At 37.3% G+C, this 22,416-nt stretch carries 17 protein-coding genes, 1 pseudogene and 1 riboswitch; of the genes and pseudogenes, 7 read left to right on the forward strand and 11 right to left on the reverse strand.

The window, feature by feature from the left end; translation table 11 throughout:
- Window positions 1-711 precede the first annotated feature (711 nt).
- The 3 genes from codA to codB are packed head-to-tail and all read right to left on the reverse strand — an operon-like array spanning window position 712 to window position 4,406.
- Entirely contained in the window at window positions 712-1,959 is a 1,248-nt protein-coding gene (gene codA, locus ACR30L_RS12670; protein ID WP_435234620.1) for a cytosine deaminase, read from the reverse strand.
- Between the two features lie 4 nt (window positions 1,960-1,963).
- A complete protein-coding gene (locus tag ACR30L_RS12675) occupies window positions 1,964-3,148 on the reverse strand; it encodes a PucR family transcriptional regulator (RefSeq protein ID WP_435234621.1) in 1,185 nt (394 codons plus the stop codon).
- 1 nt (window position 3,149) lies between these two features.
- Window positions 3,150-4,406 carry a cytosine permease gene (codB, locus tag ACR30L_RS12680; RefSeq protein ID WP_435234622.1) on the reverse strand — a complete coding sequence of 419 codons (1,257 nt, stop codon included), beginning with the start codon at window positions 4,404-4,406 and terminating at the stop codon, window positions 3,150-3,152.
- A 325-nt stretch (window positions 4,407-4,731) separates the two neighbouring features.
- Here codB and ACR30L_RS12685 point away from each other — a divergent pair, with 325 nt between their 5' ends.
- The 3 genes from ACR30L_RS12685 to ACR30L_RS12695 all read left to right on the forward strand — a co-directional run bounded on the left by ACR30L_RS12685 (window position 4,732) and on the right by ACR30L_RS12695 (window position 8,749).
- Window positions 4,732-6,072 carry a D-serine ammonia-lyase gene (locus ACR30L_RS12685; protein ID WP_435234623.1) on the forward strand — a complete coding sequence of 447 codons (1,341 nt, stop codon included), beginning with the start codon at window positions 4,732-4,734 and terminating at the stop codon, window positions 6,070-6,072.
- A 325-nt stretch (window positions 6,073-6,397) separates the two neighbouring features.
- Window positions 6,398-7,348, forward strand: coding sequence for an AEC family transporter (locus ACR30L_RS12690; RefSeq protein WP_435234624.1), 951 nt, complete (start codon window positions 6,398-6,400; stop codon window positions 7,346-7,348).
- A gap of 159 nt (window positions 7,349-7,507) precedes the next feature.
- Complete coding sequence (locus ACR30L_RS12695; protein ID WP_435234625.1) at window positions 7,508-8,749, forward strand: MFS transporter; 1,242 nt, start codon at window positions 7,508-7,510, stop codon at window positions 8,747-8,749.
- Window positions 8,750-9,217: 468 nt separating this feature from the next.
- Here ACR30L_RS12695 and ACR30L_RS12700 read toward each other — a convergent pair whose 3' ends face one another.
- The gene (locus ACR30L_RS12700; protein ID WP_435234626.1) at window positions 9,218-9,523 is read right to left on the reverse strand and encodes a hypothetical protein; all 306 of its coding nucleotides are present in this window, start codon (window positions 9,521-9,523) and stop codon (window positions 9,218-9,220) included.
- A 274-nt stretch (window positions 9,524-9,797) separates the two neighbouring features.
- Here ACR30L_RS12700 and ACR30L_RS12705 point away from each other — a divergent pair, with 274 nt between their 5' ends.
- Window positions 9,798-10,043, forward strand: a complete 246-nt coding sequence (locus ACR30L_RS12705; RefSeq protein ID WP_435234627.1) for a hypothetical protein — start codon at window positions 9,798-9,800, stop codon at window positions 10,041-10,043.
- Between the two features lie 80 nt (window positions 10,044-10,123).
- On the opposite strand, the gene ACR30L_RS12710 is transcribed toward ACR30L_RS12705, so the two are convergent.
- Window positions 10,124-11,485: a (Fe-S)-binding protein gene (locus tag ACR30L_RS12710; RefSeq protein ID WP_435234628.1), complete on the reverse strand. Its 1,362-nt coding sequence runs from the start codon at window positions 11,483-11,485 to the stop codon at window positions 10,124-10,126.
- Window positions 11,486-11,879: 394 nt separating this feature from the next.
- Between ACR30L_RS12710 and ACR30L_RS12715 the strand changes: the two are divergent.
- Both ACR30L_RS12715 and ACR30L_RS12720 read left to right on the forward strand, forming a co-directional pair.
- Window positions 11,880-12,014, forward strand: a pseudogene (locus tag ACR30L_RS12715) (methyl-accepting chemotaxis protein); the annotation flags it as partial.
- Between the two features lie 370 nt (window positions 12,015-12,384).
- On the forward strand, window positions 12,385-14,067 hold the full coding sequence (locus ACR30L_RS12720) for an aspartate:alanine antiporter (protein ID WP_435234629.1): 1,683 nt from the start codon (window positions 12,385-12,387) through the stop codon (window positions 14,065-14,067).
- Window positions 14,068-14,104: 37 nt separating this feature from the next.
- Here the strand turns inward: ACR30L_RS12720 and ACR30L_RS12725 are convergent, their stop codons facing one another.
- Complete coding sequence (locus tag ACR30L_RS12725) at window positions 14,105-15,736, reverse strand: HD domain-containing phosphohydrolase (protein ID WP_435237906.1); 1,632 nt, start codon at window positions 15,734-15,736, stop codon at window positions 14,105-14,107.
- A 44-nt stretch (window positions 15,737-15,780) separates the two neighbouring features.
- Window positions 15,781-16,077 (reverse strand): hypothetical protein, encoded by a 297-nt coding sequence (locus ACR30L_RS12730; RefSeq protein WP_435234630.1) that lies wholly within the window; start codon window positions 16,075-16,077, stop codon window positions 15,781-15,783.
- A 532-nt stretch (window positions 16,078-16,609) separates the two neighbouring features.
- On the opposite strand from ACR30L_RS12730, the gene ACR30L_RS12735 reads away from it, so the two are divergent.
- Complete coding sequence (locus ACR30L_RS12735; RefSeq protein WP_435234631.1) at window positions 16,610-18,013, forward strand: anti-phage deoxyguanosine triphosphatase; 1,404 nt, start codon at window positions 16,610-16,612, stop codon at window positions 18,011-18,013.
- A gap of 3 nt (window positions 18,014-18,016) precedes the next feature.
- Here ACR30L_RS12735 and ACR30L_RS12740 read toward each other — a convergent pair whose 3' ends face one another.
- The 4 genes from ACR30L_RS12740 to ACR30L_RS12755 form a co-directional block, all read right to left on the reverse strand.
- On the reverse strand, window positions 18,017-19,486 hold the full coding sequence (locus ACR30L_RS12740) for an FAD-dependent oxidoreductase (protein ID WP_435234632.1): 1,470 nt from the start codon (window positions 19,484-19,486) through the stop codon (window positions 18,017-18,019).
- A gap of 24 nt (window positions 19,487-19,510) precedes the next feature.
- Entirely contained in the window at window positions 19,511-20,188 is a 678-nt protein-coding gene (locus ACR30L_RS12745) for a phosphoglycolate phosphatase (RefSeq protein ID WP_435234633.1), read from the reverse strand.
- 93 nt (window positions 20,189-20,281) lie between these two features.
- Window positions 20,282-21,070 (reverse strand): phosphotransferase, encoded by a 789-nt coding sequence (locus ACR30L_RS12750; RefSeq protein ID WP_435234634.1) that lies wholly within the window; start codon window positions 21,068-21,070, stop codon window positions 20,282-20,284.
- Window positions 21,071-21,084: 14 nt separating this feature from the next.
- Window positions 21,085-21,882 (reverse strand): hypothetical protein, encoded by a 798-nt coding sequence (locus ACR30L_RS12755; protein ID WP_435234635.1) that lies wholly within the window; start codon window positions 21,880-21,882, stop codon window positions 21,085-21,087.
- A 423-nt stretch (window positions 21,883-22,305) separates the two neighbouring features.
- A riboswitch (glycine riboswitch) is annotated at window positions 22,306-22,404 on the forward strand.
- Window positions 22,405-22,416: the final 12 nt, after the last annotated feature.

The following is a 22,416-nucleotide window of genomic DNA, read 5'->3' on the forward strand; positions in this document are numbered from 1 at the left end:
TAATAAAAATGAATAACAACACTAATTGTATAAGAATAAAGATTTTTCAAAGGATCAAAAAACTCATAACCTGACAAATATCACTTTAAATTCAATAAGCTTTTGTCATTTAAAATGATAAAAAATCTAACCTGCAATTAATTATTCATAAATTAAATACATCTAAATTCTATTTGATAATACAAGTTGAACTTAGCTATCTTCTTTTTATCAAATTTGATTAATTGGTTTTTACACGTATTTACGTTACGAAGACCTCACCCATCAACATTCTCAATCAATCCTACAAAACAACTCTGTAAAAAAATTTTCCTCAAAAAAATAACTCTTTTGTTTCCAGATATAATCTAAAAAAGTATCTTACTTAGCTGCTTTTCATCAATCGTAAGCATAACCACTGTTTATGATTATTTTTCATGGGTTCTCAATAATCTTAAGCAAAAATTTTACGCAAATACTTGGGTATCTCTACAAAGTGAGAACTTACCGTAAAAATCTGATGTAAGTTTCTTTGAAGTACCATGCATTTATTGATACGGGCAGGAGCAAGTCCTACCTGCATTATCTAGCAGGAGACAAGCGATGATGAGAGATAATCAATAAGCATCCGAGAAAGAAAAAACACTTCATATTCGTTTAAAATTTTTCGGCTACCTATTCATAACGTAGTGGAAAATACATTGCCCCAAATTGGTCATACATTATTTCATATTAACCAAATACTGGACCCGTTAATATTTCTGCTGGTTTACGTTCAAGTAACACATTCCCTTCTTTCACCGACAACAAGACTTCACCTTGTTTTTGTATAACTTCGAGATCATTACCACCTTCTAGAATAATAAAGTTAGCCGGTTTACCGATTTCAATGCCGTATTGCTCTTCTATTTGTAGCGTGCGTGCACCATTGTTTGTAATCAAATCTAAGCCGTTTTCAAGTTCGTTGTACCCCATCATATGACAACTATGAATGGCAGAATCAAGCACCCGTAGTAATTTCCCATTGCCTAATGTATACCAGGGATCTTGAATTGAATCTTCAGCTAAACAAACATTCAGTCCGGCTTCCCGCATCTCTTTCACTCGCGTAATGCCACGTACTTTGGGATAACCATCAAAGCGCCCCTGTAAATGCATGCTTTCAGTTGGACAAGAAACAAAATTAATTTTCGACATTTTAAGTAACCGGAACAGCTTCGAGCAGTAGGCATTGTTATAGGAATGCATTGCTGTGGTGTGACTTGCCGTAACACGTTCACCGATTCCCGCTTCAAGTGCGGCCGTTGCAAGCACCTCTAAAAAACGCGCTGCACCATCATCAATTTCATCGCAATGAACATCCACTAATTTTCCGGTCTTTTGTGCTAATTCAATCACCCAACGCATCGACTCTACACCGTATTCACGTGTAAATTCAAAATGTGGAATACCGCCAATCACATCTGCGCCCTCTTTTATTGCCTGCTCCATTAACCCTTTACCATTGGGGTAGGATAAAATCCCTTCCTGAGGAAACGCCACAATTTGTAAATGAAGTTTATCTTTAATTTGTTCTCTTATTTTCACCAATGCCTTTAGTGCGACTAAGTTTGGATCAGTAACATCAACGTGCGTGCGAATAAATTGAACACCATTAGCGACTAATAATTCGATAGTTTTTAACGCTCGTGTTTGAACATCTTCTTCCGTGAGCAATGGCTTTCGCTCAGCCCAGCGTTCAATACCTTCAAATAAAGTGCCACTGATATTCCAATTTGGCTCCCCTGCCGTCAACGCAGCATCTAAATGAATATGAGGTTCAACAAAGGGGACACTGCAAAGGTTGCCATTCGCATCATAACTTTCCAGATCTGAAAATAAAATCCCTTCTTGGGGCGAGATACGGCTAAATTTTCCAGCTTCAATTTGTAGCGTAAATAACTGTTCATCACCACGTAAGCGAGCATTAATTATTTTCATTGCATTATTTTCCATTATTATTGTCATCCAGAATCAGCGATTCCATTATTAAGGCGTTTTGTATTGATAACCTTTGTTGTGCGATATTTAATTTTCGTTGTGTTATTTGTTCAAATTTTTGCAAACGATGCTGCAGTGTATTTCGGTGTATCGCTAGGCATTCAGCCGTTTTTCTCGCACTGCACAGGTTTTCAAAATATGCTGTTAACGTTTGTTTTATTTGTATAGCTTGTGTCGTTTCATTTGCAAATAATGGTCCTAATTGCTGGCGACAAAAATCAGCGAGTAACGCCTGGTTATCTACTGCGATAAATATTTTATTAATCCCAAGTTCACTATAATGCAGCATAGTTTTACCTGCATTATTTCGTGCAAATTGTGCGGCCTGCTTCGCCTGTTGTGCAGCAAGCCCGAGTTGAGTGATTCCCTGTGCTGTATCACTAATCCCCAATGCACAAGGAAAGCCTTGTGACGTTAGTGACACTTTAATATCACGCCATAATTGCATTTGCTGTTCATCATCACGTTCCGTTTTATTATCGACAAATAAATACCAACCATCTTGATATTCTAAAACCGGCAACTGACAATCAAAGGGTTCGAGTAATCGATTCAGGGTATAAGTCCATGCACTTAAATCAATCTGACTCTCATCCAAGGGTAAAATAAGTGCCACCATTAATGGTGTATCGATAGTTAAATTTAATTTAGATGCACGCTGTAAAAATAAGGAAGATAAGGCACGAGGCGATTCAATGACTTGATTTAAAAACCAACGTAACGAATGTTCTGCTAAATCAATTTGAATAATGCGATTACAAATAAGCTCGGTAACTTTCACCATCGGTAAAGAATAGGGTTGCTCAAAAATAGGAAAATCATGTTGTTCAGCAAAGGTTAATACTGCTTCTGGAATAACATGAATAAACTCAGGCCCAATCAGAATAACTAAACCAGCCGCATGATACTCAAGTGCTTCTTCAATTAATCGTTGGTAGTCAGCAATGCTATATTGTAAATTAATTCCCGTAACAAAAATCAATTCGCCGCCAGAAAGCCACGGCCCTACTTCACGGTTTTCTGCAACGTAGGGCCAACGAACATTGTTATTTCTGCCAACATCTCCAGTACAAAGTTGAAAAGCTTCTAAACCGGGAATATCTGTTATTTCACTTATTTTTAATGGCACATTAAGCCTCTTTTGCTACGTGCGTTTCAGCAGAATAAGCAAAAACAAAAATACTGTATGCCACACTCGAAACAACAATGCCGACTAATGGTGCAATCCAAGGTGAAAAATAAGCAGCTGCAGAGCCGATAGCATAAGCCACTAAACCTTGCATATTAAACGACGGGATGACGGCTTGTTCTAATGTAGGCGGTGCTGATTTATATTTAACCCAGTAATCGGTCATAATAATTGCCCCAATTGGCGGGATAAAAGTCCCCAACAAAATTAGGAAGGGAATAAGCATATTGTACATACCAAATATAGCTAACAAGGTACCAATAAATGCACCACCAATGGTAATCAAACGGCGTTTATCGGTACGTAATAAGTTACAACCAGCCGCTGCAAAATTGTAAATCGTATTATCTTGCGTAGTCCAAATATTTGCAAATAACATCAAAATTGCCACCAGCATAAAGCCCTGAGCCACTAACACATCAACAATATCAGCCTGTTGATAAATTAATGAACCAAATGCCCCAACAAACACCATTAAACCATTTCCGAGGAAAAAGGCCGCCAATGTTGTGATCACAGCAATTTTTCCGCTTCTAGAAAAACGACTCCAGTTAGTTGCTTGTGTGCCGCCACTCACAAAGGTACCAAACACCAAGGTAATCGCTGCTCCAATCGACATTTCAGTGGTTGGTTCAATACCAATTAAACTGACAAAGCCACCCACATCGATAATTCCTTTATACAATGATATTGCGATAAAAATAAGCATGGCGGGTACCGATACCTTAGACATTAACTCAATGCCTCGATACCCAATAGTCGCGGTGATACAAAAACCAAATCCAAACAATATCATTAGTGGAATAGTGAATCCTTCTGGCAAAGCTAATAGCTTCACGATAATAATGGCAATCGTTGCAGTTCCCCATGCGTACCAACCTATTTGCGTAAAACCTAAAACAAAGTCAGATAACATAGACCCCTTTGAACCAAAACAGTAACGCCCTAGCAATACCGTATTTAAACCAGTTTTATAGGCAACATAAGCCAACCCAGCCGCATAGCTCCCCAATAAAAGATTGCCAATGCCAATAATCCAAATTAACTCCCCAAAGTTAAAGGCACTTCCAAGTGTGCCACCTGCCCACATGGTTGCGGTAAAAAAAGTAAAACCAAGTAATACGGAGGCCATTGACCACCACCCTTTACGCTGGTCAACTGGCACAGCAGATAAAGGGAAATCATTTTTTTCATTCATTGCAACTATCCTTATTTATTAATGAACCACGCCTTTCTACAATCAAGATGATTATTAATAAACTAATCAAGATACATGCCAAAAATGGTTAAAAATAAAACAGGACAACACTAACAAATAACTAATTAATTTATGTACCAACTGCACATTAATTTTTAATGCCTGAACTTTAGTGACAATTCACCATTATAAAATCGAATAACAAAGCACCAAAAGTTATCAAAGCAGTGCATCCCTGGTGCATCATTATTTCGTATGAAAAATACTGGACATCGACATCATATATTGAAATTATGCAATTTCCGTTTCTGTTAAAGGATAAACAATGATGACATTAAACATTCAAGCACTCACGACTCAGTTTCCTTTACTTAAACAATTAATCCAATTAAAGGAAGTGACTTGGTTTAACCCTAATATAACCTCAGTAAAAGAAGCATTGCCCTATGTTGGGCTTAATAAAAACGACATTGAAGATGCAACTGAACGATTAAACCGTTTCGCGCCTTATCTTGCCAAAGCATTTCCTGAAACAGCTGTAACCGGCGGTATCATTGAATCTGACGTGATAGATATTCCAAACATGAAATCCTCGCTAGAACAACAATACGGAACCCGTATTAGTGGCCGTTTAATGTTAAAAAAAGACAGCCATTTACCGATTTCTGGTTCAATCAAGGCGCGCGGTGGCATCTATGAAGTACTCTCCCATGCGGAAAAGCTCGCTATCAATGCTGGTTTACTCACAATAACCGACGATTATGGCAAACTTAATAGTGATGAATTTAAGGCTTTTTTCAGTCGCTATAAAATAGCGGTGGGGTCAACGGGTAACTTAGGTATGTCGATTGGGATCATGAGTGCCAAACTTGGGTTTTCTGTGTCAGTTCATATGTCTGCCGATGCACGACAATGGAAGAAAAACAAACTGAGCGAGCATGGTGTTGATGTAATTGAATATGAGCAAGATTATAGCGTAGCAGTGGAAACCGGCAGACAAGAAGCTGAGAATGATCAAACTTGTTTCTTTATCGATGACGAAAACTCGCAAACACTCTTTCTTGGTTATGCAGTTGCGGGCGAACGCCTTAAACAGCAATTTAATAAATTGACCATTAGTGTTGATAAAAATCACCCGCTATTTGTGTATTTACCCTGCGGTGTTGGCGGCGGACCGGGTGGTGTAGCATTTGGGTTAAAAATGGCCTTTGGTAATCATGTTCATTGTATTTTTGCCGAACCTACTCACTCACCTTGTATGTTACTTGGCGTACATACGGGCTTGCATGACCAAATTTCTGTGCAAGATATTGGCATCGATAATATAACCGCTGCCGATGGCCTTGCCGTCGGACGCGCATCTGGATTTGTCGGTCGCGCAATGGAACGATTACTCGATGGCTATTACACCATCACGGATACTTCAATGTACCAACACTTAAGTAATATGCATAAATTAGAAGGGATCAAACTTGAGCCTTCAGCCCTTGCTGGTATAACTGGCCCAATTAACGTTTCTGAAAATCAAGAATATAAAACACGGATGAAGTTCAGTGAAACAACCATGGCAAATGCCACCCATCTAGTTTGGGCAACAGGCGGCGGTATGGTACCGGAAAAAGAAATGCAGTCGTATTTACAAAAAGCGGCACCAATGTCTAGTTGATTTACGCGATAAATTTAATGACCAAGGCTTATTTATTTCATTTACAGCATCCGTATGTGTAATTAGTAAGTCGCACAATTAGCAAAGCAACAAGGTATTTTCTCATGCCTGAAATGGATTTTTCAAATCAGGTCGAACAAAAAGCAAAACAGCCCCTTTTACGATTAACATCATGATTAGTTCAAATTAACAAAACGTGAGTGTCTAATAATTAATATCTATATTTAACCACTCACCGTCTATACATTACATGGTTACTTTCATATACTGGCATTTCATAGAAACTCCCCTTTACGCCCCTAACATACGCTTTTAAGGCTCAGCAATGGATACTATTATTTTCATTTCTCTGGTTATTGTTCTCGGTTTTTTAACTGGTCAAATTTTAAAACAGCAATTACCCGATCGACTCGATCAAATTCGTACGTTAACCGTATATATTGCAATGCGCGTTACTATTCCTTTATCCGTTATGTTGGCAATTTGGCAATTAGATATTACAAGTTGGTTATTTGCTTGGCTGCCTGTTATTGGTACGGTTTTTCTTTTATCCGGCTTTCTAATTGGTTGGCTAGTCTCGAAACTATTTAAACTAAAGGACATTCAACACGCGGTAGTTGCACCAGCAGGTAGCTTTACCAATATGGGAGCCATCGGTTCCTTCGTTGTATTTGTGTATCTTGGCGAGTCAGGGTTTGCCCTTGTGCCTTTATTTAAACTTTTTGAGGAAGTGGTTTACTTTGCTTTTCTGTTTCCCTATGCAAGCAAATTCTCGTCATTGCCCAATCTAAAAAAACGAAAAGTATGGCAAGATCCGGTGCTTCAAACCATGTTTGTCGCGTTACTTCTAGGGGCTATTTTAAATTTAACGGATATGGCCAGACCAGAATGGTTTAAATCAGTCACTTCAGTGCTAATCCCAACTGGCACATTCAGCTTAATGATATCCATTGGTTTAGTCTTTCGCTTTAAAGCAATATTTCAACATTGGCGTATTGCATTGACATTAGCACTATGCAAGCAAATACTCTTGCCAATTATTGTCTTAGGATTAATTGTTCTGACGGGACAAGCACATTTCTATGATGGGTTAATGCTGCAAGTTGCGGTAGTACTCTCTGCAATGCCGATTGCATTTTTAGTTATTCTACCGGCTGCGTTATATAAATTAGATCAGGACTTAGCCAATTCCTGTTGGGTCATCAGTTCATTGGCTTTCTTGGTCATGTTACCTTTCTTTCCAACGCTATTAGTTTGGTTACAATCGTTAAATTAATTGGATGGTGCTTAACTGCTAAGGTTTTGCACCAATGACGATCTTTCAAGCTAGCGAGTTAATATTTAACTTTTATTTATTACAACACCCATTCAATAAAACGCGGTTTTCGCCATAACATATCGCTTTTATCGTTTTGATTATAAATGGAAATTAATTTTGTCATCAGATTACAGTACCTCATGGAAGCTTTTACTGCGAAATCACAATCTTCAGAAGATGTTTTTCGCCTACTTTATTTCTTTTACCGGTACATCCATGGCTCCCATTGCAATGGCCTTCGGCATATTAGAACTTACCGGTTCAACAAAAGAAACCGCGTTTGTTATTGCAATGCCAACTTTAGCTAGCATACTCGTCCTAGTATTAGGCGGTGTGATTGCAGATAGAAGTTCCCGTCAAAGGGTTATCGTTCGAGCTGAAAGTGCTGCGATGCTTGTGCAACTTATTATTGCCACATTATTTTTAACCGGCTACGCAAGTATTACTGCAATGATAATACTGATGTTAATTAACGGTGTCGCAATTGCTTTTAATGCCCCAGCCTCCTCCGGCTTCATCACTCAACTCGTTGCTCAAAAAGATTTACAGGCGACAAATGCACTATTGGGAATGGCCCGTAATATGGCATTAATTATAGGTGCAGCCTTAGGGGGGACATTAGTGGCATTGATTGGTGCAGGTTGGACTATTTTAATTGATGCAATTTCCTTTGGTTTGTCGGGTTTGTTGGTATATACCATCGTGCCAAATCAACAAATCAAACATCAACCTGATTCTATTGTGAAAGAATTAGTACTGGGTTGGAAAGAATTTACAGCACATAAATGGATATGGGTCATTGTATTGCAATTTGCATTTGTCGTTGCGGGTATTGATGCTTTTATGGGGTTAATTGGCCCTTCCGTTGCTAAGGAATATTTTAATGGTCCCAGTGATTGGGGATTAATTGCAGGTGCTGTTGGATGTGGCACACTAATTGGCGGGGTAATCGCATTTAAACTAACGGTTAACTACCCCATGCGTTTAGCCACTATTTGTGTTTTATTTTTTAGTTTAATCCCGCTTGCCATGGCTATTTCTTCACCACTTTATATCATTATTTTATCGGCGATATTAGCAGGCTTAGGCATGCAAATATTTAATGTTATTTGGTTCACCATGCTACAAACAAAAATACCTGCTGAAATGCTATCGCGGGTATGTGCTTATGATCATATTGGCTCAATTTCTTTAGCTCCCTTAGGTATCGTGATTTTTGGTTTCTTATATGATTTTTTAGGGCATCAATTTGTACTTATATTAATGGCGTTCATTATTATAGTACCAACTTTATTAGTTTTACTGGTAAAAGATGTATGGAAAATGCGAGCAATTTCACCTTTGCCGTCTCGGCTATAAACGAATATTTAAGCATAGATAGAAGCATAAAAAATGCCGATTTAACGCCCATTAAAATATAAAATAAAAACAAAAATTATATTTTACTTTTGTGAATTCGGAGTATGCTATTAATATTAGTTAGGGTTATCGCTAGCTAATCATTTATTGCAAACAATAAAAATGAACATACCAATCCCATTAATTTATTGGTTTATATCCTTATCGTTGAATTGTTAATTAATGGAATTTGTATAAACACCTTCCACATTCACTATCATAGGAGAATAAAATCATGGCGAAAGGACAAGATTTACACAAATCATCGAAGAAAAAACCAGCTAAAACGATGAAAGAGAAACGCCAAGCGAAGAAAGCTAAAAAAGCACTCCATAGTCGAGATTTAATGGAATAAATGATTATTCCTACAGTACGTTAGTATAATCACTATGGCCTATGTAGTAGTCATAGTGATTATATTCAAACTCGTTACCGATCAATATCATCTTGATAATGATGCACAACCACCTCAGACTGAGACACCCTTAACAAAAGACTGTTAGCTTGATTAGTTGTTACAGAAGTGGTTTCATCCTGAGACTCACACCATCCAATGTCCGTTTCCATCATAATAGGTTCCGATGAATCATCTGGCAGGTCCGAACTAATATCTCGACCTAATATCATCCCACCAACCAACGCTGTACGTACTTTGATAGTCGCATCTGCTAAACGATTTCGTTGTCCCCACTCAATAAGGTAGTCATCGCAACTATAACTGTCTCCCGAGGGCACCGTCGTAAAGGCAACATATTTAACTGCACCATATAAATAAGTGAAAAATCAGGCTTTAATAAAGATATTAATTAAAATTGTTGAAAACATCACAAAACACCTGAAATTAAAGCGATCTTTATAAAATCAAAATAATAGTAATGTGTTGTTGGTTATTATAAAAAGCATCTAAAGGTTGCAAATTGTTAAATTTTGGTTAAAGTTTAAATGAAATGTTCATTTTTTGAATGTTTATTGACTTAATATTAATCTAAAAAGATAACAAGGAGTTAGCATGGCATACGTAAGTATTGATGGTGAAAAATACGAAAAAGAATTACTTGAATTAGCCAAAGAACATACGACAGGGAAAGGAGAAGGTAAATTATCAAAAGATGAAGTTGCCGATCTTTTTAAATCAGCGAATGATGGTCAAGGTGTTACGGATATTGAAAAAGCAACATTAGCTTATATTCGTGCCAATTTTGAATTTACATCCGCTGCAGCAAAAGACTTCGACGAAGCATTTTCAGCACTGTAAAAATAGTTAATTGTGAATAACCCATGTAATCATTACATGGGTTTTATAACCTCCGTTAGTCCCCATTACATTAACATCATTTATTTTAACTGCCTTGCAAGCAAGGTAGCCAGATGAATAACCTGACGATGACCCAATACCGATATTTGATGACGACAGGAAAACCCCGTACAAATAACCATTGCATTAGGATCGGCTGCAAGCGCCGGTAATAAATCTTGCTCAGCCATTAGACGTGATTTTTTTGCATGTTCAGCTTCGAAACCGTAACTCCCCGCCATACCACAGCAAGACGCTTCAATAAATGTAAAAGGTAAATCAGGAATTAATCTTAATACCTTACGCATCGATTTCATTGCTCCCACCGCTTTTTGATGACAATGGCCATGAATTAATACATTTTGATTTGTGTTAATGGCAATAAAATCCGCTTTAAATCGCCCCGCTACTTTTTCCCTGGCGATAAATTCTTCAAATAATAAGGCATTGTTTGCTAAACCCGTAGCTTCTTCACCTAAGTTAAGCATCAAATATTCATCGCGCAGCATAAGTAATGCCGATGGCTCTAGTCCGATAATTCGTCGATTACATAGTAAATGTGGTTTTAAAATAGACATTAAATCATTGGCTTGTTGACGTGTTCGTTCAATAAATCCTTGAGAAAATAAACTACGTCCGCTATCAATGATCACCTTTGAGCCTAATGATTTAGGGTGAATTGTTAAGACATGATAATCGGCAGCGGTTAATACCTTGATGGCATCGTCAACAACTTCAGGATTAAACTGGGCAGTAAAGCTATCGATAAGTAACACGACACAACGTGGATCATCGGCTAATTCACTACTCATTAGATTACGCTGTTGTTGACTGATATCATCGCGATAGGGATTTTTTGCTGGCTGAGGAAGGTCAATATCTGGATTTATTTTTAATAGTTGACCTCCTAACTTTGCTAACCATTTATTATTATTCCGTAAAGCGATACTGGCTTTTAAAATAGGAAATCGATACAACAAATAAGGAAATTCAGCAAATAACCAACTTCGTAATGAACGATAACCCGCTTGACGCCGTTGTGCTAAATATTCGACTTTGATTGCTGCGATATCAATATTACTTTCACACTCGCGTTTACACCCTTTGCAGGAAACACAATCAGCTAATGATTCGGCAAGCTCTGGATTATCAACAAAAGCATGGCCATCTTGATTTAATAATGTTTTAAATAATGTAACGCGACCACCTGGCGATAAGCGAGGATCATTGCTTATTCGATAACTTGGGCACATTACCCCACGATTGTTTGATTCCTGACAAACACCACTATTAATACATACCGAAATCGCCTTTGCAAAATTACCACCATGTTTAGGGATATCTGCATAGGCGTCTCCCATACCTTGATCATGATAATTAGACCAGTCTAAACACTTTTTCATCAAAAAATTTATCCTTTATTATATAAATTGATATTCACCTTAAACAGACTTATTTCACTTAAAACAAAGGTAAATCAGCGTACATATATTGATAACAATCATGAAATATGCCAACTAATCATCATCGACATACTCATCTCTCCTGAAGGTCATAAATCTGTAACAAAAACGCCCTATATTGCACCTTCTTTATGGTGTGACTTAGCACCTGATTGGATATTCAATTTAACTTAAAGATAATATTATGATGCGCATTTCCCGATTTTCCACACTAAGCTCATCCACACTTATTTTGGCTAGTGCCATCTTATTTGTTGGACTATACATTTCCCTTCAACAGTTAAACCAAGCAAATAAGAAACTTTCTGACTATCAAATACTCAAACAACGGGCCAGCATTACCGATCAGACGAATTTATTGGCGTTGAATGCTGCCATTGAATCTGCTCGTGCTGGTGAATATGGAAGAGGTTTTTCAGTGGTGGGCGGTGAAGTACGTAATCTAGCACAACAAACTCAAGACTCCTTAAAAAAGTCACCGGCATTTTAGAAAATCTGAAACAATCGTATCAACATCTTGAAGAAAATATTAACGGTATCCAACAAGCCAGTGATTACCAAGAGAAAATAGCGATAGAACTCAAGGACACAACTGAAGACGTTAGCCAACAAGCACAAGAGTCAGCACGAATAGCTAATTCTGCAGGTAACTGTGTTCGTCAACAGGGACAATATATGACCGAATTTACCCATCATTTCGAGACGGTTAAATTGCAAGTTGATTCTACTTTTCAACTAGCAAGTGAAATAGAAAAATAAGTAAAAAGTAATGGGGTTTAGAAAAATTTTACGTTAAAATCCACGCATATTTTCTTCTCCCTATTTACTCAGGATAAAGTGTGAATATTGACATCCCTTCCTTACTGCTTCGCAATGACATTTTATTATTATTTGTTGTATTAACGATTGGTTTATTAATCGCCAAATTACGTATTGGTAGTTTTAAACTTGGTGGCTCTATTGGTGTTTTATTAGCAGCAATTTTACTCGGTCACCTCGGTTATTCATTTACCGATCAAGCATTAGATATTGGTTTTATGTTATTTATCTTCTGTGTTGGTATTGAAGCTGGGCCGAATTTTTTTGGGATATTCCTTCGTGATGGCGCACATTATCTTGTCTTAGTCTTATTGGTTCTCGTTTCCTCCATTGGATTAACGTATTTTTTAAATTATTATTTCAATTTAAATTATGGATTAGCAACGGGCATGATGGCAGGCTCATTAACCGCAACGCCTGTATTAGTTGGCGCAAAAGATGCGATTAACTCAGGCTTAGTTGTTTTGCCCGATGGCATTAAATACCAACAGGTTATCGATAACTTAAGTGTCGGCTATGCGTTATCTTATTTAGCCGGATTAACTAGCCTGATTCTCTTTGCTCGATTACTTCCCAAACTTCAACGTCAGAACCTTCAAGATAGCGCCCAACAAATAGCCAAAGAACGCGGTATTGGAGGAGAAGGCAAACATAAAATTTATCTCCCCATTATACGTGCTTATCGTGTTGATCCTGAATTAGTGGCGTGGACCAATGGACAAACACTCCGTGAACTAGGATTACATCGCAAAACAGGTTGTCATATTGAACGTATTCGCCGAAATGGAATTTTAGCTAACCCAGATGGAAATTATACATTTCAGGAAAAAGATGAAATTGCCTTAGTAGGTTACCCAGAAAGCCACGCTAGACTTGACCCGAGCTTTCGAAACGGAAAGGAAGTGTTTGATCGAAACTTATTAGACTTACGCATTATTGAAGAAGCGATTGTTGTTAAAAATGATAATGTTGCCGATAAACGACTTTCCGAACTTAACCTTTCACAACATCGTTGTTTTTTACACAGTGTTATTCGAGCTCAAATTGAAATGCCGCTGGAGCACGATATTGTATTATCGAAAGGCGACATTCTTCATGTCAGCGGTGAAAAAAGTAAAGTAAATAGCTTAGCGGATGAAATCGGCTTTATCTCTGTACACAGCCAAGTTTCCGATCTTCTCGCATTTTGTGCCTTTTTTATTTTTGGCATTATGTTTGGCATGGTCACTGTGTCTTTTGGTCAATTAACCTTTGGTCTCGGGAGCGCAGTTGGACTATTAATTTCTGGTATTGCGCTTGGCTTTTTACGGGCAAATCACCCTACTTTTGGTTATGTACCTCAAGGGGCGTTAAATATGATGAAAGATTTTGGTCTCTTGGTCTTTATGGTTGGCATTGGTTTAAGTGCAGGCGGCAATGTGTTTATTTATTTTGCAGACTTTGGGTTTAAAATCTTATTTGCATCGGTCATTGTTAGTGTTGTACCGGTTATCATTGCTTATTTAGCTGGGGCTTATATCTTAAATATGAATCGTGCATTATTAGTTGGCGCTATTATTGGCGCACGTACCTGTGCCCCTGCAATGGATGTTGTTAATGAACATGCACGAAGTACCGTTCCAGCATTAGGTTATGCAGGCACCTATGCCATTGCGAATGTATTAATGACCGTAGCAGGTACGATTATCATTCTGTTAAGCTAAACATCCATAATTGGAAACGATAAAAGGTAAGCTATTGTTATACATCTTGATATTGCTGGCGTATTTTCTTAAATGATTCAATATTAGCAAAAAAGATATCCACTAATTCAGGATCAAAATGTTTACCTCGTTCACGTTTAAAAAATGCCCAAATATCATCATCTTTCCAGGCTTTTTTATAACAACGCTCGGAGCCTAATGCATCGAAGACATCTGCAATTGCAGTGATCCGTCCATATAAACTAATTTCTGTTCCGGATAAGCCCTGCGGATAACCACTACCATCCCATTTTTCATGGTGTTCATGTGCCATGGTTGCCGCTAACATTAAAATAGGTCGTTTAGAATGTTTCAACATATTGTAACCAAGTTCAGCATGGGTTTTCATAATAACAAATTCATCACTGGTCAGTCGACCTGGCTTATTTAATATTGCATCGAGAATACCGACTTTACCGATATCATGCATGGGTGAAGCGAGCTTTATCATTTCAGCTGTTTTTTCATCAAGCCCACATTTTAATGCAAATATTTTAGAGTATTCTGCTACACGAATAACGTGATTCCCAGTTTCCTTGGAACGGGTTTCAGCGATTGCGCCCATCGTAAAAATAACTTCTTTCTGGGTATCAATAATCTCTTTATTAAGCTCGGTAATATCCGTTAATTGGGCATTTACTTTTTCTTCTAAACCTATTTTATATTCATCTAATTGCATTAATGCATTATTTAAATCCCGTGAAGTTCGTTGTAATAAACTCGATAAAGCCAACTTCTGTTCTTGAAGCTTTATAATCATTGCATTCTTATCAACAACCTCAGTAACCTCCACTTTTTCTTCGTGGTATTTTATATTTTTTGAAGGCACACCGGTCGCGGCAGACGCAGTCAAGTCTTTAAAGAAAACAACGGTAATACAATTATTATGCAACACCGATGACTCGGTCATAGAAACTTCATCGTTGTAACGCCCAATCTCGCCATGACTGAAAAAACCAACGTGTTTTTCTCCCCACATTTCATTAAAGGAGCGTAATTCATTTTGAATATAAAAACCGAAGGATTGCAGCCGCGCGTTACATGAGAAAACCAAAACAGCCGCACTGTCCATCAATGCATTTTGTTGCTGAAAGTCATTTATTTCATTAATTGAGCTGCTCATTGTTTGTGTGATTGAAGGCGAACAAAAATACACTTTAGTCCCCTCCGGAATATGCCCGGAATAACAAAAACCATCGGGCTCTATTTTAGAAATTGATCGTAAAAACTTACCGCCATTTTTACTCGTCACCTGAATCGGAAATTCTAAATAGCGCGAAGTTAACGAATCCTGAGTATCATTAAAATAGTCATAATAAACATCTTTAACTGGCTTATTGTCAATTTCAAAAACTTTTTTACCAACGGATTTGGTCACGGTTTTATAAGTACCAATCGCTTCCCATCCACCAGTAACAACACCTTGTAATGCGATTTTAGAACGATCAAAGACAACGATACCGACAGAATTTTGGCTAACAACACCATCAATACCAACAATATTTTCATTGGTGTCTAAACTATTACTGGCCAATCCGCCAAAAATAGGCACTTTGTTATTAGCACCTTGATCAAAACCATCCAAAATAGCTTCATGGTCGATACTTGAGTAGGAATTAACAAAAATCAGTGCATCAGCATGCTCAAATGCCCTTTGAGCAAAACAACCAAGCTCTAGACCTCGATCAAAAAATAACCGTCAATATCACAACGTTTCACTTTAAAACTATTTTCAGGTAACACTAATATCATGCAAACGATACCGGAATAAAATAATTCATTATCAAGAAACTGACCACCAGAGCTAGATGTGACTGCATGATACCCTTTTTCAACGAGTAATTTATAGAATTCAACATGATCGATATCGGAAGAAGCGAAACCAAAAACCAAGGTATGTGAATGACTTGTCGTTACTAATTTTTGTTGAAGTTCTTCGAGTGAGCTTGCTTTTATTGTATCTATAATCATTAATGATGCGCCTTTAATTTATAGGTATAGAACATTTTTATATCCTCGATACTAATATAAAAATGAATTAGAAAATTTAAAATAAAAACTGGTACAACGTTATATAGAACGATTTCATGCTGAAGTAGAATAAAAGTCATATATTGAAAGACGAAGGCACTTTTATCCTAATAACCGTATAAATGTAGTTGTTTTACATGTAAAAACAAATAAAAATAGAGATAAAAAATAATTTTTAAATAAAATTATGGCATCTTTCACAATAAAATATTAAGCCAATAAGTCATTAATATTTAACACAACAAATAAAATATTATAGAGTGGATAGGGAGTCACCCTAAATACTAATATCAACTCGATAGCATTCACTACATGCTTACCAAAATTCAAAATATAAAAATCAATACGATCTGCAAAAACAGATTCTAGACATAAAGATGATGATCTAAGAGGTATAATAAATAACAGAATGAATCAATAAAGATTCCAAATTCATCGTTAAGTCATGTAGCGGATACTTTAAGGAGTGCGCATGAATTCAAAAAATAATAATATAACATCAGAGAGCAGCCCACTACCATCACTGTCAATTGCTAATGAATGGGTAGATAGATTAGCCGATGAACCGGGTAAAAAACGCCGCCTTGATCAACGTACCCCCTTTCATCGAGATAAAGCAAGGGTGTTACATTCAGCAGCTTTTCGTCGCCTACAATCGAAAACACAAATTCATAATAATGGGCTAAGCGATTTTTATCGCACTCGACTAACCCATTCTTTAGAAGTATCACAAATCGGTTCGGGGATTGTTGCACGCCTAGATTTAGCACAACCCGAATTTACTAATATATTACCAAGCAGTAATTTAATTGAAACCATTTGCCTATGCCATGATATTGGCCATCCCCCCTTCGGACATGGTGGAGAGACGGCACTCAATTATATGATGTTAAAACACGGCGGCTTTGAAGGGAATGGGCAAACGTTCCGCATTGTCACTCAACTTGAACCCTACACTGAGTTTAACGGCATGAATTTAACACGCCGCTCTTTACTTGGTTTATTAAAATATCCAGTTTGCTTAAGTGAAGTAAGTGCCCCTTATCCGATTGATAGTAGCCGTAATTTTCGACAATTAAAAACCGAAGAATGGATGCCTGCTAAGGGAATCTATGACCATGATAAATGCTTACTTGATGCCGTGTTATATCCACTTTCCAGTAGCGACCAATTATTATTTAGAACACTTCGCTCTCAAGCGCAGGATGAACAAGGGCAACACAGAAAATCACGTTATAAATCATTAGATTGCTCTATTATGGAAATCGCTGACGATATCGCCTACGGTGTCCATGACCTTGAAGATGCGATTGCAATGGGCATTATTAGTAAAAACTTATGGCAAGAAAAAGTAGCGACTGAATTAGCTGAAATTAAAGATTTTTGTTTAATCGATCAAATTACAGAAATAACCAATAATTTATTCTCACAACAGCATTTTAAACGTAAAGATGCAATTGGTGCGCTGGTTAATTCTCTGATCACTTCCGTTGAGATAAAAAAAGTGGATTCTCGATTTGATGATCCCCTCTTGGCTTATAATGCATATTTATCACCGGCTATGTTTAGCGTGTTAAATATCCTTAAACAGTTCGTACTAAAGTACGTGATTAAAAGCCCTGATTTACAAATTTTAGAATACCGTGGTCAACAGATAGTGATGGAGCTTTTTGAGGCATTTAATGCAGGACCGTTGCGCTTTCTACCCGAACCAATCAAACAACATTGGCGAGCGCAGGAGGGCGATAAATCCAGAGAGATGCGCGTCATTGCTGACTATATTTCAAGTCTAACGGACAATCATGCTTTGCGTTTACATGCTAGCTTATTCAGTAGTAGCCCAACGGCGCCTATGATTGGCCAGCATGCATTTTAATCATTAAAGTTGAGGTACGTTTCGACCTGCTAATGACAAGGGATACTCTCTCTGCGTGACTAGCAGCTCGGCACGTCGATCAATATCGGCTTCACTAATGCTATTCATTATCGCGAATTCTCGATTGCCATAATCTGCTTTATCAACACATCCAAGCAACACTAATTGTTCAATAATAGCATCAGCAACGGTTAACACTGAAGAGGCTTTTACTATTTCACAACGAGCATAGCGGTCTCCAACAAAGGAAACATCGGCGGCACGTAAGGTTGGATCTTCGCCAGGGATTTGTTGTGCACCAAATAACGGTTTTGAAGCAACTTCAGCGCTTTCAAATTTAGGAATATAAGATACTAAATGCTCGATAGCCGAACGCGTACGTTCAGTAGTTTCAGCTTGTGTCCACTGTTCATCTATTTTATGAATAAAGCTGCTAGCAAGTTGAGGCTGTGCACTTGTACCATTACTTTCCACCAACCCATTTTCGAATAATGTAATGTTATTAGTCATGCCATGTAATTGAAAATATCCACCGGGATAAGGTGTAAACTGCCCCATTCCCTTTGGCGTCCCACGTTCGCCATGGAAAATGATTTCAGGCCAAAGATAATCACAGTCATCCCATTTACAGACATAAGCAGCTTTAAACTCCACCAAACGTTGACGTTTGAACCCTAATAAATCATCAATAGTGCCGCTTCTAAAACCGGCAGCATTAATCAAGTAATCACATTGAAGGGTTTTATCTTGACCCATCTGCTGATAATTAACTTCCCAATGCCCCGCTTGTGAATGAGAAACAATATTGCTTACCTTACTTCCCGTATGAATATCACAATCTGGGTTATTTTCTAATCCAAGAGAGACACTTGCTGCTAATCGAAAAACATTCAAACCAAATTCTTGCACCATCACCAATGGAAATTTTAATTTATCTAAATCAACATTTTTAGCCATGGGAATCATCCATTGAGCCAATGTTTGTGGTTTTTCTAATGGCTCTAGTTGTGCTAATGATTCGACCTCTTCACGACTGAACAATCGATAATAATCGTCACTATCGCCGAGCACTTTATTTAAAGGGTTTTCATCAATAAGGCGTTTATATTCCGCTTGCAGTTTCTCTAAACGTGGTAATAGCGCTTCGGGAGAACCTGAATCGTCCGTTGGTATGGCAATAATCGTAGGACGATAATCAGCGGCATAGGGATATAAACGTAATAAATCAACCGATTGAGTCAACAGTGTTACACATTGTTCTTCAGAAATCTCACGATATAAATTACCACCAGCATGGAGGTGACAAATAGGCGGCCCATTAACGAGACTCGGTCCTTTTTCAAGGAGATCAACATGCATGCCCAATTCACTTAAACACAAGGCAACCGTTGCGCCTGCGATTCCACCACCGACAATGGCAACTCTTGTTTGTTCGATATGATTAATATCTCTGTTTTGCTGACATTCAGCCATTCACTACCACCTGCTTTAATAATCCTAACTTAATGTATCAATAATATCAGCGAAGTCATCGAAAACGGCCTCTGGTTGATGTAGACCGATATCTTCACCGTAGTTATATCCGTAAGTTAACCCCACACTTTCCATCTTCGCTGCTTTGGCTGCTAAGATGTCATTCTTCGAATCACCAACCATTAAGCATTGTTCGACGTTAACACCATATTCTTTACATACGTGTAATAATGGTAATGGATCAGGTTTACGTTTAGATAAACTATCACCACCTAATACAGTTTCAAATAAACCATCTAATTTAAGGCCAGTTAAAATAGGTGCAACCAAGTGGAAAGGTTTATTGGTCACAATAACTAAACGATATCCTTTCTCTTTCATTGTCTTTAATGAGGCGCCCACATGTGGATAAAGCTTTGTCTCAACGCATAAATTTTGTTTATAAAAATCAAGGAAAATTGGCAGTGCTTTTTCGAACAATGCGCTATCAAGATTTTCATCAATTTCACTTGCCCCAGAAAGACCACGCTTGACGAGAATTTCAGCACCATTACCAACCCATGAACGAATAATATCTTCGCTAAAAGTAGGACGACCAATCGTGGTTAACATATGGTTAATCGCTAATGCTAAATCCGGCGCACTGTCGATAAGCGTGCCATCCAAATCGAATAAAATGACTTCTTTATTTATAAATTTCAAATTCAAAACCTTGACGTAGATCAATTAATAGAAATTATATTATGCCAGTGCCCTAATGAAAATGCGCATAGTTTTATTAAATAAATAACTAAGTTAAAAGCATTTTGCCCATAATTTATTTAGATACTCAAAAACAGACAAATATAATGCAGATTGCTGATGTAATTGTTGTAAATAATCTTCGTTATTTATTTTATTCAAAGCATAATAACGGTCAATCATTAATTTTTGTTGTTGTTTATTCAATTGATTAATCGCACAACTAAAAGCTAAATCATAAGCAGGACAAGCTAATACGCTATATTCCCAATCTAAGACTTTAATCGAACCATCATCCGCTTGAATAATATTGTTAAAAGACAAGTCGCCATGGCACAGCGTATCCTTGGGACTGTCTTTATCTAACTGTTGTGCTAATTGCCAAAAATGCGAGAATACGGCTTGATCCGTCGATTGATGTAATTGATTATTTAATGTCATTAGTTCATTAGCAAGACATTGTGGTAAAGCATAGTTAGCAGGTAATTGATGAATTTTATGTAACTGTGAAACTAATATCGAGATTGTTTCTTGCGTTGGTGAATCCGATGTAAAAACATGGCCGCTAATATATTCTAAGACCCGATACTGCTGACAGTCGGCAATAACCTTTGGACTTATCCCTTCATCACTGGCTAACTGTTGAACGCGTAACTCACTTTTTCTTATTGTTAAATCACGTGCTTTTAAATTTAAACGCTTAAAAACAACTTGTTTGCTGTTTTCAAAGGTAATTAAAAAAACCTGATTAGTTAATCCATTCGTAAATTGCGTAATATTGTCAATTTCACCAAGGGATAAACTCAATAACCAGGTTACTTCTTTCGCCGTTAACGATGACAAGTTATTGCTCACCGTTAAGCATCAAATTGACCATTCGATGATCCCGTATGTTGCGAGCGACCAGAGCTACCATTCGAACCTTCATCTATCGTTGTTGCAACCACACCAACACCACATAATTTACGATATATAATCCCCATTAAATTAAAGTAAAAAGGGATAAAAAGAAATAAGCCAAGACCATAAGGACTCAATGCAATAAAAAAGAGAAGACCTAATATCATAAACATTAAGGTAAATTGTAAAATGTTTTTATGTACCAATTTAAAGGAAAGTATCAATGCTGCCTGTGGTTTAATTTTTTTCTCTGAAATTAAAGGATATACAAAGGTAAAGGCCATATTAAGGTATAACAGCACGACAATCGAAACAACAAATCCCATCTGCCCCAGTGTTTGAGTTAATAACAGGCTAATGACATTATTAATAACACTGATCATCAAAGTAGCCGTTGATAACTTTAAAATTATCCTGAAGTAATTAAACAAATCAATCGATTTAGTTTTCAGACCAATTGAATGATGAATCCCCATCATTTGTAAACCGGTTAATAATGGCGGCGCAACGAGCAATGCAATCAAGTAATTACCCAACATTTGCCCATTACTGCTTAAATTTGCGGCCCCACCGAAGGTTAGGTGATAACACCCTGCTAATAAAATGACAGTAAACAAACTCGCAGTCACTAATGAAAGATAATGCTTTTTGGTGATTGTAATCGCGTCTTTAATCAGCGATTTAAAATCCAATTGGTAACCTTCTGTCAGGGATTTTTTTAAATCACCGCCGAGAACAAAGTGTTTTTTGTGCATAAAAAGCTAATGGCCTTGTTTTTAATAAGAACAAACTATTGTAGGGAGTTCCTTTAGCTTTTCAAGCATAGAATATTTTTATCTACATCACTATTTAACTGACAACACACTAACCAGCACCTTTTTCATGATCAACACTATTTGAGCATATTTTCCTTAATGTCTTTAGCGAATATGTTTTCGATCAAGATGGAAGTAAAAACACTTATTTATCTACTGACATCATTAATATTTTCTATTATGATGCGCGCAACAGAATATTTAACCATATTAAATATTTGTTCCAGTGAAGACTACAGGAGAGAGGTGCTTATTATAGGTTATTAACCTTACATTGCATCCACCGAAGAAGTAAATCTTTCAGGTGCTTTCTATTGGTTTAAATTCAAGCGAATTAAAACCCTGAAAGCAAGGACTGTCGTTGGAGGAACCTCTGGAGAGAGCCGTTAAATCGGACGCCGAAGGAGCAAACCTTAATTTATTAAGGTGAAACTTTCAGGCAAAAAGGACAGAGGAGTGAAAAGCAACACAGAC

It is taken from the genome of Psychromonas saccharinae (assembly GCF_051201515.1).
Lineage (GTDB): Bacteria > Pseudomonadota > Gammaproteobacteria > Enterobacterales > Psychromonadaceae > Psychromonas.

Excerpts from the sequence above, each read along its gene's own strand:
- ACR30L_RS12755 (WP_435234635.1), bottom strand. The coding sequence starts at position 21,882 with ATGCACAAAAAACACTTTGTTCTCGGCGGTGATTTAAAAAAATCCCTG.
- ACR30L_RS12710 (WP_435234628.1), bottom strand. The coding sequence starts at position 11,485 with ATGAAAAAGTGTTTAGACTGGTCTAATTATCATGATCAAGGTATGGGA.
- ACR30L_RS12685 (WP_435234623.1), top strand. The coding sequence starts at position 4,732 with ATGATGACATTAAACATTCAAGCACTCACGACTCAGTTTCCTTTACTT.
- ACR30L_RS12690 (WP_435234624.1), top strand. The coding sequence starts at position 6,398 with ATGGATACTATTATTTTCATTTCTCTGGTTATTGTTCTCGGTTTTTTA.
- ACR30L_RS12740 (WP_435234632.1), bottom strand. The coding sequence starts at position 19,486 with ATGGCTGAATGTCAGCAAAACAGAGATATTAATCATATCGAACAAACA.
- ACR30L_RS12735 (WP_435234631.1), top strand. The coding sequence starts at position 16,610 with ATGAATTCAAAAAATAATAATATAACATCAGAGAGCAGCCCACTACCA.
- codB (WP_435234622.1), bottom strand. The coding sequence starts at position 4,406 with ATGAATGAAAAAAATGATTTCCCTTTATCTGCTGTGCCAGTTGACCAG.
- codA (WP_435234620.1), bottom strand. The coding sequence starts at position 1,959 with ATGAAAATAATTAATGCTCGCTTACGTGGTGATGAACAGTTATTTACG.
- ACR30L_RS12705 (WP_435234627.1), top strand. The coding sequence starts at position 9,798 with ATGGCATACGTAAGTATTGATGGTGAAAAATACGAAAAAGAATTACTT.
- ACR30L_RS12730 (WP_435234630.1), bottom strand. The coding sequence starts at position 16,077 with ATGATTATAGATACAATAAAAGCAAGCTCACTCGAAGAACTTCAACAA.